We start from the raw sequence: 15,262 nt of genomic DNA on the forward strand, positions 1-15,262 counted from the left end.
CTATAGTCATATTTGAAAATCTGAAATATTTTCAAGACGAATATTAATATCATCTATGTTACTAAATTGATTTCCTGTAATTGTTACCTCTACGGAATTAGTGCTATCGTTGCCATTATTAGTTGCATGAATACCGCTTCCATCAATTACTGAGAGAACATTGTTGGAGATGGTAGCACTACTGCTAACATTATCATCAAAGAATTTTAGGTTAATAGCATCATTCAGACCTGAATCTCCTGGATTAAAATCTTGCACATTGGTAATTGTATTTCCAGATATTGTAAAGATTGTCTGAGAATTATTCCTGACTTGAAAACTCATCCCATCTTTATTAGTTATGGTGTTAATAGTATTACCGGAAACAGTAACATTGTTAGCAGCAACATCATCAGTAGCTTGGAAATTTATACCATTTGAGGCAGTACTTGTGTCTACTCCAGTAATTTGATTGTTATTAATAGTTATACTGCTCAAATTAGCACTGTCTGTTAATTGAACATCCACGCCACTACCAATATTAGAAATGGTATTATTATTAACCTGTGCTGTACCCGATGCTATGCCAGAAAAATTGACGCCAATATCATTCTGGTTTTCTAACAAAGTATTATCGTCAATTGTTAAATCCACACTGCCTGTAGAATTTTGGGTAAAAATCCCAAAACTATTGTTAAGACCATTAATAGTATTTTGGTTAACGGTAACTGTACCTGTTACTTCAGACAAGGTAATACTTTCTTGATTGGCATCAGTAATTGTATTCCTATCTATATTGATAGTACCGCTAGAATTTTCTACCTGGATACCTTGAGTACCTGTATTGTTGATAGTATTATCAGTAATTTTTGCTATCTCACCACCACTCAATTTAATTCCTACAGCTTGACTATTTTCGATAGTGTTATTTACTACCTCTACATTGCCTTGCAAATCATCTAATCCAATACCTTCAGCAGTGGTATTTGAAACTTGATTGTCTGTAATACTTACATCCAAAGTAGTTGTATTGCTAAAGTTACCCAGACTAATACCGCGTCCAGCTACGTCAGAGATATTATTTTCAGTAACACTGACTGTAGAATTGGCATTATCAAAAAACTCTAGATTAATAGCATCAGTAAAATTAAAATCTCCAGTAACAGTGTCTTTGATATCGCTAATTGTATTACTAGAAATGGTAAATGCAGCACGACTATTTCCATTAAATTGAAGATTAATTCCATCTCCATTGGTTATGGTGTTGATAGTATTTCCTGAGACGATAACATTATCAGCAACAACATCGTTAAACGCTTGTAAGTTGATACCATTAGATGTGATATCTGCATCGACTCCATTGATTTGGTTGTTGTTGATAGTTATACTACTAAAGTTAGCACTATCGGACAATTGTACATCTACAGCAGTACCATTATTAGTGATGGTATTTTCATTAATTTGTAAGGTTCCCGAAGCGGTACCAGCTAAATTGATGCGAACATCATTAAAGGTTTCTGTCAAATTATTGCTGTTGACTGTTAAAGCTGTTGCACCTGTAGTATTGCTAATGAAAATACCACTGTTGCTATTAATCCCATTAACAGTATTTTGGTTAACGCTAACTGTACCTGTGACTTCAGATAAGCTAATACTTTCTTGTTGAGCATCTGTAATTGTATTGTTACTAACATTAGTAGTAACACTTGCGATTTCTACCTGTATACCTTGCTCACCTGCATTAATAATGTTGTTGTTGATAACTTGAGGATTAGTTACCTGTTGTAGTTTTATACCATCTCCCGAAGTATCACTAATGATATTAGCATCAGCCATGACATTGACTGTATTATCTAAAGTTTGGTTGAAGACATTAATACCAGTTCCTTGAACATCAGAGATATTATTTCTGGCAAGATTCACAGTTGGATTAATGTTAGAAGCATCAAAATTATCCAAGAATTGCAGGTCAATACCATTACCTTCTGTGGTGATTTGGGAAATAGTATTATCGCTAATCGCAATTTCTTGAGCATTATTACCACCAGCTAACTGCATATAAATCCCGTTACCTACTGAGATTTGGGAAATGTTGTTATTGGAGAGAGTGACATTGGCGTTAGCATTGTCTAATAATTCTATGTTTATGCCATCACTAAAGTTAAAGTCTCCTGAATTTGTATCTTGTATCTTGCTGATTATGTTACTAGAAATTGTAAATTTAGCACTGCTAGTACCATTGAGTTGCAAGTTGATTCCATCACCATTAGTCATGTTGTTGATAGTATTATCGGAAACTGTGATATTACCCGCAACTGCATTTTCAAATGCTTGGAAGTTGATACCACTTGATGCGATACTTGTATCTGTTCCTGTGATTTGGTTATTCTTGATATCTACAATGCTTAAACTGGTATTTTCTCCTAATTGAACATCCACAGCAGTACCATTATTAATGATGGTATTGTCGTTAATTTTTACTGTGCCAGTTGTACCAGCTAAACTGACACGGACATCATTAAGGTTTTCTGTCAACTGGTTATTAGCAATTGTTAAATTGACATCACCTGTGATATTGCTAAAGTCAATACCAGTATTATTGTTGCTACCATTGATGTTGTTTTGACTAATAGTTACTGTGCCTGTGATTTCCGATAACTTCATGCTTTCTTGGTTGGTATCGGTTAAGGTATTATCGCTAATATTTGTTGTGCCGCTAGCAGTTTCTACTACAATACCTCGCTCGCCTGTATTATTAATGTTATTGCTAGTAATTGTAGGAGAAATAACTTGAGCTAGTTGTATACCATCTCCAGAAATATTGTTGATAGTATTACTATTAATTGTAGGACGAACGATCGCATTATCTGTTGCTTGTAATTGAATAGCGCGATCGCCATTATCACCACTGCCAATATTTTGGATAATATTATTAGCAATAGTCAGTGTTACATCTGCTTTGTCTGCCACTTCAAAGTCAATACCGTCATTACCAGCCGTATCTAAAGTATTACCTGTAATCGTGAAGCTAGTAATACTACTATTAAACAAATTGACAGCCGGAGTTGCAGCTTCTAGCTTGAGCAAATCAACCTCAATACTACTATCACCAACATTGGTGATAATGTTATTGGCAATAGTAAAATTACCTTCAGAACTGGCGACGGCATTAATTGAAATCCCCTCATCAACAATGTTAGTCAGGGTATTTCCACTAACTACAAACGTGCCTTGACCTAAATTTCCTAAATTCAAATCGATACCATCTGCACCAGAACCACCATTAACTTGACCATTGTAAGTAATCTGGTTATTGAGGATATTAGCTGTAATGCTAGCGTTGCTAGTACAAGTTTTATCTACAAAGAGCGCATTAAAATCGCGGCAGAGATTAACTTCAATCCCATCTACTCTATAATTAGTATCAACATCAAAGTTGGTGATGATGCGGTTATCGGTAATTGTTAAATCCGTAATACCCTGGTAATTCCAAACAAAAATCCCACTTTCTAAACTAGTATCAATTGCAGAATTGCGGGTATCATTGATAGTATTTCTGGCAATTTCTACCGTACCTGTGACATTTTCTAAATAAATACCTTCACTAAAAGCATTGGTGATTTTATTATCTAAAATTCTCACATTACTAATATTAGTTCCCTTAACGCCTCTGGCATCATCAGTACCAGGAATTTGAATATTAAATCCAGAAACAACAGTATTGTTACCCAGTGTGATTAATCCATTTCCAGTCGGAACCATACCAGTAATTATTGGATGTATCCCACTACCCGATAAAGGTAGGGTGACGACTCCCAAATCTTTGACATTAACTACTTGTAGAGGCCCACTAGAGAATACTCGAACGCCATCGGGAATAGTAAATGGTGAAAAAGCAGTATCTTGATTAGAACGAACATAAATCACATTGTCTGCTTTAGCTACCGCCAAAGCATCGGCAATTGTGCCAAAGGGAGACTCAAATGTACCATTACCAGTACCACCAGGGGCTACGTGGATAATGATGGAGCGGTTATTATTGGTAGGAGTATCAGTATTATTTGTCGGAGTATCAGTATTATTTGCAGAACCTTGGCTTTCTGATTCAACCGTTGCAGCAAAAGCATCAGTTCTTTTTTCAACAGCAACTAGAATAGCAGCTTGGTTCTCTACTGTTGTTGCCATCCGCGCTAAAGCGCTATCTTTCTTCGGCTTGCTTCTCCTAGCGCCACTACCAGGGAAATTTGCACCAATACTAAAAGCCAGCCTAGTATCAAATAGGTCATCATTTTGTAGAGAAAGACTCAAACCCAAAAAATCATTAGGACGAGCTTCGATTCTCGTTTTCCAACCAAAAGCTTCCTTCGATTGACCACCAGAGTAGTAGTATACACCCGCATAGCCACGCAAGTCGCCACTACCAATGCTTGTCAAGCGTGTACCAACTTCTGCATCTACACCAGACATCGCCACTTCTAAAAAGCGCGATCGCTGTATCATTAATGAATCACCTTGAAAGTATGGCAGATTCGTTTGGTCAACTTGGTTTTCTGAAGAATTCAAGGGAAGATAAGCATTAAAGCGAAAATCCCAACTACCTAAAGCTTCAAAACCCAGCCCTAACTGATCAAAATTACTCTTACCTGTGTCACGGGTAGAATAAGAAATATAGCCACCAATAATCCGATTAGCTTTTTCGCTAAACAATCGATGTCCTAACAATATATTGCCAGCTAAATTCGAGTCATTGTCTAATAAAACCTTCCCTTGTAAGAAAGTCAAAGTATTGCCAGGAGTTTGCAAAACAGGCAAAAATCCCTCAAAACTGCTAAATGATTCATATCCTGCTCCCTCAGTGGTGTAGCGTACTCCAAAGCGGGGGGTAAATATCGGTTCTGTTTCTGGTGTTGTTTGAGCAATAGCCGTTGATGCAGAAGCTAAAATTCCAAACAAAGTAATGCAACCCAAATATTTAAAATTATTCATTGGTAGACCTGATATATAAATAGAAACCCAAATTAATGTAGAGACACTACACTGCAATGTCTCCAAAAATTAGATAAACCTGTTGGTAGAATTTTTGCGGCGAATACCAATTACACAAGGACGATGAACACCCGTAGATAGTCTTTAACTTTGATAGCTGCTAGTCAACCACTCATTCGTTATATCTATGTATTGTATTTAGTCAATATCAGTTAGCTGATACAGCCGGATATCTGACCGCTTACATCTTACTTGTATTTTTTCAAACTGTCACTATAGTTAAAGATGCTTAAAAATCGAGGCTAGAGACTACGAATAATCACGGGTGTAAAGACAAGACTAATTAACCCAATTGATTTTAGGATTCTTCGCAGTTATTGACGGCACTAAATAAACATTCACATGCTTGAGTACAAAATATCAATTGAAAGTCAGCCAGACTTCAAAGAAGTTGACTTTGTAGACAAGCAACTTCACGAATTCAATCTAAGCAAGATTGGCGATTACCAATATACGCCCTTGTTTTTAATGCTTCGTGATTCCCAGAAAAAGGTAGTGGGCGGCTTGGAGGGTTTTATCGGCTTGGGATGGCTCCATATTAGTACTCTGTGGATTGCACAAGAGTTAAGAGGTGATGGATATGGAAAAGCACTTCTTTTAGCGGCAGAACAAGAGGCTGTTAATCGTGGCTGCTTACACGCGTATGTTTTTACTTACAGCTTCCAAGCTCCTGAATTTTATCAGCACTTGGGTTATGAAGTTTTTGGAGAGTTAGAGGATTTTCCTTCCGGTCATCGTCGATACTTTCTGAAAAAGTCTTTACGAAAAAACACTTAGTTGAATTCAATGGTGGAGATTATTGATCTAAAAATAGCCATATATCTGAGATAATTTTGATAAAAATTAACATTTTGCAGCGATGCTAAGACTGATTACTGACTTTGACGGCCCAATTATTGATGTTTCCGAACGGTACTACCGTGTTTATCAATTTTGCTTGGAAAAAACCCGTCGCCCAGACCAAGCGGTGCAAGAACTTCCGAAAGCGGAATTTTGGCAGTTAAAGCGATCGCGTGTTCCTGAAAAACAAATCGCCTTAAATTCAGGGTTAGACGAACCCCAAGCACAAGAATTCGCCCAATTACGGCGGCAAACTGTGCATACAGAAGCTTATTTTAACTATGACACTCTCGCACCTGGTGCCGTGGATGCACTGTTAAAAATTCAACAAGCTGGAATTGATTTAGCAGTTATGACCATGCGCCGAGTTCGGGAACTAGATTATGCCTTTAAAAAATACGATTTAGGGAGATTTTTCCCGGAAAATCGTTGTTATTGCCTGAGTAATGACTACGTTAAAACTCGCGATATTGAAGATAAGCCTTTGTTGATGGCTAGGGCTTTAAAAGAACTGCCCCCCGCCGCTGATACCTGGATGGTGGGAGATACGGAAGCTGACATCACCGCTGCAAAAAATTATGGTATTAAGGTGATAGCTGTGGAATCTGGTATCCGCGATCGCACCCAATTGGAACTTTACTACCCCGATTTAATTGTTAAGGATTTTAGCACTGCTGTAGATTTAGTCTTAGAAGCTAAACACCTTGTCTAGAAAGGCTCTTTAGGATACAACCAGAAGTGTTGAATGTTAACAAAAAGCTGATAAAAATAGCCCAAAATATCTGAGATTCTGGGCAAAGAATTAAAATATTTTAGTTTAGCAGTTCCCATAAATTCATTTCCCAAAATTGTCAAAGATATTTAGAGAGGACTGCCAAAAAAACGATTATCCAGTATTGAACAGTTGTTTCTTCTTTGAGTGCTGGCTATCTTATAGCCTGGATAACAGCTTAACAAGTATGCGAGATTTATTTCAAAGATTAAATGAAGAAGAATTCAGAAGTCAGAATTCAGGAGTCAGAAGAAATCAGTGGGGGATTCAGACCCGCCACTGAATTGTTGCACCACTAAATCAAAGATTTAGTGGTGGTCTTAATCTTAAACCCATTGATTCAGACGCGACGCTCGAATACTCGCTAACGCTGCGCTATCCACTCTTTCGTTCAAAATTCATTCTGTTAGCGGTAGCGGGGCGTTTAGCCCATTCTGGCTCCTGACTCCTGAATTCTGTTTCGATAACACAGATTTTAAAATAGATATTTCTACATTTTTTTTTGGCAAGTTAGTAAATTACAAAGAAAGGTAGGGAGCAGAAGGCTTAGTCGCAAGAAAACTTCGCCCTAGCTGGTTCCTAGCCTCCAGGCTGGGAAACGATCCTGAGAGGCTCCGCTTCTAGTGGCTTGACCAGAGGTAGCAGCCCCTAGGAATACATTCCCAGCCTACAGGCTGGAAACGAGGCAACACAAGACTTTGGACTTATATTTAGTGCCATTCAGTTCTGGCTTCTACAAGAGCCAATACTTCATTGCAGAGGTAGAAACTCGTCAGTACTTGACACACGTTTATCAAGCTGCGCCAGCTTCAGCTACAGTAGCATCCACTTGGTATTAAGCCGAGATGCGCTACGTGAAAATTTTGTGTCTTCGGCTCAACACATCTTCCAGTTTCTTACAGAGAATATCACGAATACCATGCACAACCTGATAAGTTGAGTTTTAACTCAAATAACTTGAGTGGTTTGACTGGAACCCAGTGTTGAAGAATAAGAACATCTAACTGCGAACCCTCGAATGACTAATCAGACTATTATCAACCCATTGAAGGAAGAATAATCTCATGAGCACGATTGTTACTAAAGATGGCATCCAAATATACCAGAAAGGCTGTTTATGTTCATGACATTGATTTCTGCATTTCTCCTTGGGTTAGTTGCGGGACTGCGAGCGTTGACAGCCCCTGCTGCTTTATTTCTGGCACGTGGTGGGATTATCGGGATCGTTCTGGCTGTACTGGCAGTGGCTGAGTTTATTGGCGACATGCTGCCGCAAATTCCCTCTCGCACCAGTCCCCCTGCGTTGATTGCTCGGATTCTCAGTGGTGGCATTGTGGGATGGCTAGTCACCGGAGCAAATAGCAGTTTTGCATTTGTTGGAGCGCTCTTTGGGATTGTGGGTGCACTAGTCGGTGCGTATGGGGGTCGGGCGGTGCGGATAGCCGCCATTGAACGGATTGGTGCAGTTCCTGCTGCCCTTGCTGAGGATGTTGTAGCGATCGCTCTGGCTGCTTTTATCGTTACCCGTTGATCTTACAAAGTGTGTAAGCCCTAACTTAACTGGTATCTTAAATTAAAGAACTTGACTGGTCTCAGTTGAACCAAAATTGAATAATGAAGGCAACTGATTGAAAGGTAGATAAGCCACCTGAGCGAGCAATCAGGTCATCAAAATCAGTTATGTATCAACTGATCTAGTAGCAATTTGCTTATATGTATTGACAAATCAAGAAGATCGCTGACTGAAATCAGTCATGTATCAACTGATCGATCAGTTACCGATCGCGGATGCAGTTATCTTTACAGTCCGAACCAGATACAGATTGGGAAATCACAATTTACATAGGAGCCAGATGAGTACAATCACCACTAAGGATGGTACGCAAATCTATTACAAAGACTGGGGCACAGGACAGCCCATTGTCTTCAGCCACGGCTGGCCACTGAGCGCGGATGCTTGGGAATCGCAGATGTTTTTTCTCGCCTCACATGGCTATCGTTGCATCGCGCATGATCGTCGCGGTCATGGACGGTCGAGTCAACCGTGGAACGGCAATGATATGGATACCTACGCCGACGATCTGGCAGAGCTTTTCGAGGCGCTGGATATTAACAATGCGGTGATGATCGGACACTCTACCGGCGGCGGTGAAGTGGCACGCTTTATTGGCCGCCACGGAACCAAGCGCGTTTCCAAGGCAGTGTTGATGGGCGCAGTGCCGCCGCTCATGCTCAAGACGGAGGCAAATCCGGGTGGGCTACCCATTGAGGTCTTTGACGGCTTTCGTGCAGCATTTTTGGCCGACCGCTCGCAGTTCTTTCTGGATGTACCCAGTGGCCCGTTCTTTGGCTTCAATCGACCCGGTGCTAAAGTCTCCCAAGGGCTAATCTATTCGTGGTGGATGCAGGGGATGATGGCTGGACATAAGAACGCCTATGACTGTATTAAGGCGTTTTCGGAAACAGATTTCACCGAGGATTTGAAGAAATTCGATGTGCCGACGTTGATCATCCACGGTGATGACGATCAAATCGTGCCGATTGGTGCTTCTGCCCTTCTGTCTGCGAAGCTCATCAAGGATTCGACTTTGAAGATTTATCCTGGGGGAGCGCACGCTCTGGGTGACACGAGCAAGGAACAGATCAACGCCGATCTGCTGGAATTTATCAAATCCTGATGCGGATGCATGGATGTGAGACATCGTTAAAAATCTCAATGGGTGCATTCTTGTAGGTTCGCACCTGTTTAGGACAGATATTTTAAACCCAACAACTACAGGAATAAAATGCATGACAAAACTAGATGGAAAAATTGCAGTCGTTACAGGTGCATCTAAAGGTATCGGTGCATCGATCGCTAAACATCTCGCAGCCGAAGGTGCAAGCGTTGTCGTCAACTATGCATCCAGCAAAGAAGGAGCCAATCGCGTGGTTGATGAGATTGTCAGCACGGGCGGTAAGGCGATCGCAGTTCAGGCAAATGTTGCCAAAAAGGCAGAGATCGAACATCTGTTTGCAGAGACGCAGCAAGCCTTCGGCAAGCTTGATATTTTGGTCAACAATGCGGGAATTTATGAATTTTCACCACTTGAAGACATCACCGAAGAACACTTCCATAAGCACTTTGATTTGAATGTGCTGGGATTAATCCTTACCTCACAACAAGCCGTCAAGCATTTCGGTTCGGCAGGCGGCAGCATTATCAATATCAGTTCGGTCGTCAGCACCCTTACACCCCCCAATGCCTCAATCTATAGCGCTACCAAAGCGGCTGTTGATGCCATCACGAGGTCACTAGCCAAAGAGTTGGGTTCACGTAACATCCGTGTCAACTCTATCAATCCTGGCATGGTGGAAACCGAAGGTACGCACACAGCAGGAATTACTGAGAGCGAAGGTCGCCAACAGACTGAAGCGCAGACACCACTAGGTCGCATTGGACAGCCACAAGACATCGCCCCTGCCGTTGTCTTCCTTGCTTCCTCCGATTCCGCTTGGATCACTGGCGAAACTCTGTACATCGCGGGTGGGCTTCGCTAACTTTAAATGTCATCACTCCATCCAAACCTCACCTCAATGGGTGGAGAGTTTTTAACTTTGAGTGTGAGAGTGTTTAGGACTTACGCAAACAATAGCCGAAACCCTGATTTAACGGTAGGGGCAATTAATGAATTGCCCCTACCACGCGTAGTTTTGCGTAAGTACTAATATTAGGAAAACAAACTATCCCCAAGGAGTTTAGCACTGATGGAAACAGCAGATGTCATTGTCATCGGCAGTGGTCAAGGTGGCATTCCACTGGCGGCTGATTTTGCCAATGAGGGACGTAAGGTTGTCTTGTTTGAGCGGGATGCTTTAGGTGGCAGTTGCATCAACTATGGCTGCACTCCATCCAAAGCCTTCTTAGCAGCGGCTCATACAGCAGGGCGATCGCGCCAGGGCCAGAAGTTAGGCATCCACACGGAAGTTGAAGTGGATTTTCCCGCTGTCATGGAGCGAGTTCGGGGAATCCGCAGCAGCTTTAATCAGGGGATTCACAAGCGATTGGAAAGTGCGGGTGTCAAAGTCATTTGTGCCGAAGCTTCCTTTGTCGGTGAACGGACGGTCAAAGGTGGGGATGTTACCCTTCAGGCTCCTCTGGTAATCATTAACACTGGCACATCATCGCTGATTCCTGACATTCCCGGACTTGCAGGAACTCCTTACCTGACCAACCGCAATTTCTTTGACTTAAACACCTTACCAGCCCGTTTATTGGTGATTGGAGGTGGCTATATTGGCTTGGAATTGGGACAAGGACTCGCGCGTTTGGGTAGTCAGACCCACTTAATTGTCCGGGGCGATCGCGTCCTCGGACACGAAGAGGCTGATGTCAGCGAGGTCTTAGCAGAAGCATTAAAGCAGGATGGGATTAAGCTCCACTTTGGAGTTAATGTGAATCACGTCGCCCACGATAATAATGTGTTTAAGCTGACCCTAAGCAGTGGCGAACAACTCCAGGGAGAAGCGTTGCTGGTTGTGATTGGACGAAAACCAAATACAGGTGCATTAAATGCAGCGAACAGTGGAATTGAGCTAGATGATCAGGGGTTTGTCAAAATTGATGACCAGTTTCATACCACCTGTTCTGGAGTGTATGCGATCGGGGATGCTGCCAAACAGCCTGCATTTACGCATGTATCGTGGGAGGACTATCGCCGCTTAAAAGCAATTTTGTGTGGAGAAAACCGCACACGGAGCGATCGCGTCCTTGGGTATGCGGTCTACACAGAACCCCAGGTTGGACGAGTGGGTATGACGTTGGAACAGGCTCAGAAACAAGGGATCAACGCGTGTGCTGTCACCTTACCCATGAGCCAAATTGCGCGTGCGATCGAGTGGGGGCATGACCTCGGATTTTATCGCCTGGTAATCGACAGCGACACAGACAAAATCTTGGGAGCAACCCTGGTGGGGTACGAAACTGCTGAACTGGTGCATGTATTTTTATCCCTGATGGAAGCGGGAGCAACCTGGCAGTTGTTAGAGCGATCGGTTCACATCCATCCCACCTATGGTGAAGCTTTACCCAGCCTGGCACGGTTGCTGCTTGGAGATAATATGCCAGGGTGTCCGAATATGTGAAGATGTTATGCACTAAAATCTAAGAAAAGATACAGCCCTTGCTCTGACTGGTTCCCAGCTTCCAGGCTAGGAACCCATTCTGGAAGGGCTGCCGCCTCCAGTAGCTTGAATTGAGGCAGAGCAAAGTGAACTACTGGCAACAGCAATTCCCACAATACCTATAGTAGAAGTTACGCCTGTAGAATTCATCTTGTGGGAAATCTGGTTGCTAATTGTTGGGATTTCACTGCTGCGAGTACCTCAAAAACGACTGGTTATTTGTAGCCACCTGAAATGCTAATTGCTCAAATCGTTTTTGTACTACTAATGTAGTTTTTAGTAGTCATTTGTCCTAGATGATATCAATGAGTATATGTTTATTATCTTTTGTATTGCTATATACGTAGTAAAGGCACATACTTATGTGCCCTTACTACATATCACATCCAAATAAACAATACACATCAATCACATCTTCTTTTTAGAAGCTTACTTACGCATATAGATTTAGCGTAGAAAGCTACTAACCAACCACAAGAATATAAACGTCAGTACAGTAGAGAACTGATTCGATGACAGATTGAGAAATGGTATTTGTGGTAAGAGCCACATAGCAAAGAGTCCCCCAGCGATTAAGCCAATAATTAAACTGACCAGGGTGAACAAAACTGCTCGGCCAAACTTACCTTCCTTGCGATTGAGAAAATAAATACTCGTTCCTACCCCAACCACCAATGCCAACTGCAAAACCTGATCGCCTCCCTCTGGATAAAACAGGCTAATAGAACTTAAACCAAGAAACCAAGCTCCTGGTAAGAATATATCCGCAGGCGTTGGTTGATCCAGCATCCGTTGCAGCCATGCAGGTGACTGCTCACGAGGCGTTGGACTTTCTTTAGGAGGCGATTGCACTCGCAACTCTGGGAACCGAATGCGTTCAGGGACTTTAATTTTACCTTCCTGGCGCATCCGTAAGCGATCCATTAAAATCGCATCGTAAGCCGCTTCAATTACTTCTAAATGCTTGGCATCGCCACTATGTTGCTCGAATAGGCGATTACGAGCATCCTGAATCTCATCGAAGCTAGCCTCTTCTGATACCCCAAGTTTTTCGTAGGGATTTTGATCGCTCATGGGAGTTTGTTACTTCAGCCTCAGTCAGCGGCAGTTTTTTGTCGAAGAAAAAACAGCTTTAGGTTTTATTTTGATCGAAATTAAAATCTCAACCTATTTTATTCCCTACCAGGATAGTAGCACGGGTTAGTTTGATCGACTTTGTAATTTCAACCATAGTCACTTTAACATATCGCTATAACTCCGTGTATACCCTCATGTCGTTGCTTAGTTCTGGCTCTAATCTAGAATTTGAACGGAGAGTACCTAAAAATGCAGAGTTTTTATGAAAAAATCAACTTTACTGTTTCAAATTTGGCAACTTACTGTGCCTTAATCGAATTTTTTTAATTATACTGAATAATCGCTTGTGGTATATATCCGCATATCGATTTAAAATTGAAACGTTTTAAGTTACCACCTAACTCAGATCAAGAAGGTGTCTTGGTATTAAGAACTGTTGCGGCTAAAGTCAGAGCGCTCATACACTGTGGCTAACAGAAGTTTCGCGTTCTCATTGCCCACAATCCTGATTAGAGTATTTATTTTTCAATAGTCAGGATTCTTATACCGGAGCCATGTAGATTCTTAGTTAGTACCAAAGTGGCAACTGCGTTTTTACGCAACCCTCTTGTTAATCTTACGAATTTTTGTGCAAAGTAATGGTCATGGCTCCTGCCAAGATTCTTGTAGTTGACGACGACCCTGCGGTTCGGAATTTAATCCAACGCTTTTTGATTAAACAGAACTATCAGGTGGAGGCTGCCGAAGATGGAAAGACAGCCTTAACTCTATTTGAGCAATTTAACCCAGATTTGGTGATTCTAGATGTGAATCTACCAGATGTAACTGGGTTTAACCTCTGCCAAGAGATGCAAAGTCGTAATGGTGTTTTTGTTCTGATGTTGACTAGCCGTGCTGACGAAGCTGACAAAATTCGCGGCTTTGCTAAAGGTGCTGACGACTATCTCACCAAGCCTTTTGGGCTAGGAGAGCTAGAAGTCAGAGTTGGAGCTATTTTGAGGCGTCAGCGAGTGATAACTACGGCCGAGCAAAAACGCTTGGTATTTGAAAAACTGATGATTGATCCAGTGCGACGGGAGGTAGCACTTAATAACCAAGCAGTACCCTTAACTGCTTTGGAATTTGACTTGTTGCATTTTTTAGCCAGTCATCCAGGTCGAGTTTGGCGGCGGGCAGAACTAATCCAAGAGGTATGGGATTATGAGTATGTCGGCGACCAGCGGGTTGTAGATGTCCATATCGGTCAAATTCGCAAGAAGATTGAAATTGATGCTAGTCAGCCAGCATTAATTCAAACTGTACGTGGCGTAGGGTATAAGTTTGAATCTCCTGCTCATCCCCAGCACTTGGAAGCGAAGTCTTGAGTTTACAGTCTAGAGTTTTTTAACTCTTGACTGTAAACTCTTGGGGGAACTGTTATTGAATTTCTTTAGCTTTAGTAAAAAGATAAATTTAGACAATCAATCAAAATAGGTAGATATTTCTCAAATACAGACCAGGTAGTTATTTAACTCATCCCCCGGCTTCAAGCCGGGGGATTTCGAGTCATTGGTCATTGGTTATTAGCACCAATGACTAATAACTAATGACTAAATCGGCGGGCGGCTATCCCTCTCACCCCTCGTTCGCTTCGCGCAGCGTCTCGTAGAGAAGGTATGGGATTCCCGCCGATTTTCGTTGAATTATTGCCCCCTAGATGGGGCGATCGCTTTGGCTTAAAATCCGATAAATGGGGCACGTGTAAGCTATGCCCCATTAACAGCATGAGCTAGAATAACGCCCTTCATACCAGTACCTATGGGGTGTCTAGTAAATTAGCTGTTGCTGGTGAATCGATGCAGGGTATTTCTACTGACGAGTGGTGAAACAAAGTTTCTAAGTAGACTCGCGCAGCACGGCGATCGCTATCTCCATTTTGGAGCAAAAACAATGATAGCGCCGCCGTCAATACTCTGTTTTCATCCCAATCAGGATGGGTTTCTAAGTAGTTTTTTAAGGATTCGTGGAGTGTTTCGGGAATTTCTGTAAAGATGCTAACCGTTGCTTTCATGAGATTTTCCTCCTATGAGGATAATCAAGAGGGACAAGTTGCTTGCGGTGAAACGGCAATTAGGCCACCTCACACGCTCTTTCGCTAGCCGACAATCTACGCTTGCATCTAACGGTAATATATTTTACACATTTGATGCTGACGGTTGAACGGATTACAAAAGCAAGCCGAATCATTGTGCGCCAAGAGGGGGTGGGTTTGTCAATGCTGCGAAATGTTAAAAACGATTGTATAAAAAATAAATACGAACGAAACAATCAGGCTTTAAGCCTATTTTTTGTTACTTTGCTTTACAAAAACTCAGTCCTTGAAGTTCCTTGCTGCTGTTAATTAAC

The 15,262-nt window shown here is 41.8% G+C and carries 11 protein-coding genes and 2 pseudogenes; 9 read left to right on the forward strand and 4 right to left on the reverse strand.

The genetic code is table 11. The features are described 5' to 3' along the window. Window positions 1-6: 6 nt before the first annotated feature. Complete coding sequence (locus HUN01_RS11815; RefSeq protein ID WP_181931426.1) at window positions 7-4,965, reverse strand: beta strand repeat-containing protein; 4,959 nt, start codon at window positions 4,963-4,965, stop codon at window positions 7-9. A gap of 402 nt (window positions 4,966-5,367) precedes the next feature. Between HUN01_RS11815 and HUN01_RS11820 the strand changes: the two genes are divergently transcribed. The 8 genes and pseudogenes from HUN01_RS11820 (at window position 5,368) to HUN01_RS11850 (ending at window position 11,761) form a co-directional block, all read left to right on the forward strand. Next, window positions 5,368-5,802 (forward strand): GNAT family N-acetyltransferase, encoded by a 435-nt coding sequence (locus HUN01_RS11820; protein WP_181931427.1) that lies wholly within the window; start codon window positions 5,368-5,370, stop codon window positions 5,800-5,802. An 82-nt stretch (window positions 5,803-5,884) separates the two neighbouring features. After that, entirely contained in the window at window positions 5,885-6,577 is a 693-nt protein-coding gene (locus HUN01_RS11825) for an HAD family hydrolase (protein WP_181931428.1), read from the forward strand. Window positions 6,578-6,736: 159 nt separating this feature from the next. Then, window positions 6,737-6,863: pseudogene (locus tag HUN01_RS36545) on the forward strand (IS4 family transposase); the annotation flags it as partial. Window positions 6,864-7,350: 487 nt separating this feature from the next. Then, on the forward strand, window positions 7,351-7,476 hold the full coding sequence (locus HUN01_RS36055) for a hypothetical protein (protein WP_257798124.1): 126 nt from the start codon (window positions 7,351-7,353) through the stop codon (window positions 7,474-7,476). 284 nt (window positions 7,477-7,760) lie between these two features. Then, entirely contained in the window at window positions 7,761-8,168 is a 408-nt protein-coding gene (locus HUN01_RS11835; protein WP_238846197.1) for a hypothetical protein, read from the forward strand. Between the two features lie 322 nt (window positions 8,169-8,490). Further along, window positions 8,491-9,315 carry an alpha/beta fold hydrolase gene (locus HUN01_RS11840; RefSeq protein WP_181931430.1) on the forward strand — a complete coding sequence of 275 codons (825 nt, stop codon included), beginning with the start codon at window positions 8,491-8,493 and terminating at the stop codon, window positions 9,313-9,315. 112 nt (window positions 9,316-9,427) lie between these two features. Continuing rightward, window positions 9,428-10,177: an SDR family NAD(P)-dependent oxidoreductase gene (locus HUN01_RS11845; protein ID WP_181931431.1), complete on the forward strand. Its 750-nt coding sequence runs from the start codon at window positions 9,428-9,430 to the stop codon at window positions 10,175-10,177. A gap of 207 nt (window positions 10,178-10,384) precedes the next feature. Further along, entirely contained in the window at window positions 10,385-11,761 is a 1,377-nt protein-coding gene (locus HUN01_RS11850) for a dihydrolipoyl dehydrogenase family protein (protein WP_181931432.1), read from the forward strand. Between the two features lie 5 nt (window positions 11,762-11,766). Here the strand turns inward: HUN01_RS11850 and HUN01_RS36060 are convergent, their stop codons facing one another. Then, entirely contained in the window at window positions 11,767-11,901 is a 135-nt protein-coding gene (locus tag HUN01_RS36060; protein WP_257798125.1) for a hypothetical protein, read from the reverse strand. A 346-nt stretch (window positions 11,902-12,247) separates the two neighbouring features. Then, window positions 12,248-12,874: a CPP1-like family protein gene (locus HUN01_RS11855; protein WP_181931433.1), complete on the reverse strand. Its 627-nt coding sequence runs from the start codon at window positions 12,872-12,874 to the stop codon at window positions 12,248-12,250. 647 nt (window positions 12,875-13,521) lie between these two features. On the opposite strand from HUN01_RS11855, the gene HUN01_RS11860 reads away from it, so the two are divergent. Then, window positions 13,522-14,241 (forward strand): response regulator transcription factor, encoded by a 720-nt coding sequence (locus HUN01_RS11860; protein ID WP_069071980.1) that lies wholly within the window; start codon window positions 13,522-13,524, stop codon window positions 14,239-14,241. 494 nt (window positions 14,242-14,735) lie between these two features. Here the strand turns inward: HUN01_RS11860 and HUN01_RS11865 are convergent. Further along, window positions 14,736-14,927, reverse strand: a pseudogene (locus HUN01_RS11865) (DUF2811 domain-containing protein); the annotation flags it as partial. Window positions 14,928-15,262: the final 335 nt, after the last annotated feature.

This window comes from Nostoc edaphicum CCNP1411, assembly GCF_014023275.1.
Lineage (GTDB): Bacteria > Cyanobacteriota > Cyanobacteriia > Cyanobacteriales > Nostocaceae > Nostoc > Nostoc edaphicum_A.

Bases quoted from the DNA above. Each gene is read 5' to 3' on its own strand.
- HUN01_RS11815 (WP_181931426.1), bottom strand. From the start codon at position 4,965: ATGAATAATTTTAAATATTTGGGTTGCATTACTTTGTTTGGAATTTTA.
- HUN01_RS11820 (WP_181931427.1), top strand. From the start codon at position 5,368: ATGCTTGAGTACAAAATATCAATTGAAAGTCAGCCAGACTTCAAAGAA.
- HUN01_RS11825 (WP_181931428.1), top strand. From the start codon at position 5,885: ATGCTAAGACTGATTACTGACTTTGACGGCCCAATTATTGATGTTTCC.
- HUN01_RS11835 (WP_238846197.1), top strand. From the start codon at position 7,761: ATGACATTGATTTCTGCATTTCTCCTTGGGTTAGTTGCGGGACTGCGA.
- HUN01_RS11840 (WP_181931430.1), top strand. From the start codon at position 8,491: ATGAGTACAATCACCACTAAGGATGGTACGCAAATCTATTACAAAGAC.
- HUN01_RS11845 (WP_181931431.1), top strand. From the start codon at position 9,428: ATGACAAAACTAGATGGAAAAATTGCAGTCGTTACAGGTGCATCTAAA.
- HUN01_RS11850 (WP_181931432.1), top strand. From the start codon at position 10,385: ATGGAAACAGCAGATGTCATTGTCATCGGCAGTGGTCAAGGTGGCATT.
- HUN01_RS11855 (WP_181931433.1), bottom strand. From the start codon at position 12,874: ATGAGCGATCAAAATCCCTACGAAAAACTTGGGGTATCAGAAGAGGCT.
- HUN01_RS11860 (WP_069071980.1), top strand. From the start codon at position 13,522: ATGGCTCCTGCCAAGATTCTTGTAGTTGACGACGACCCTGCGGTTCGG.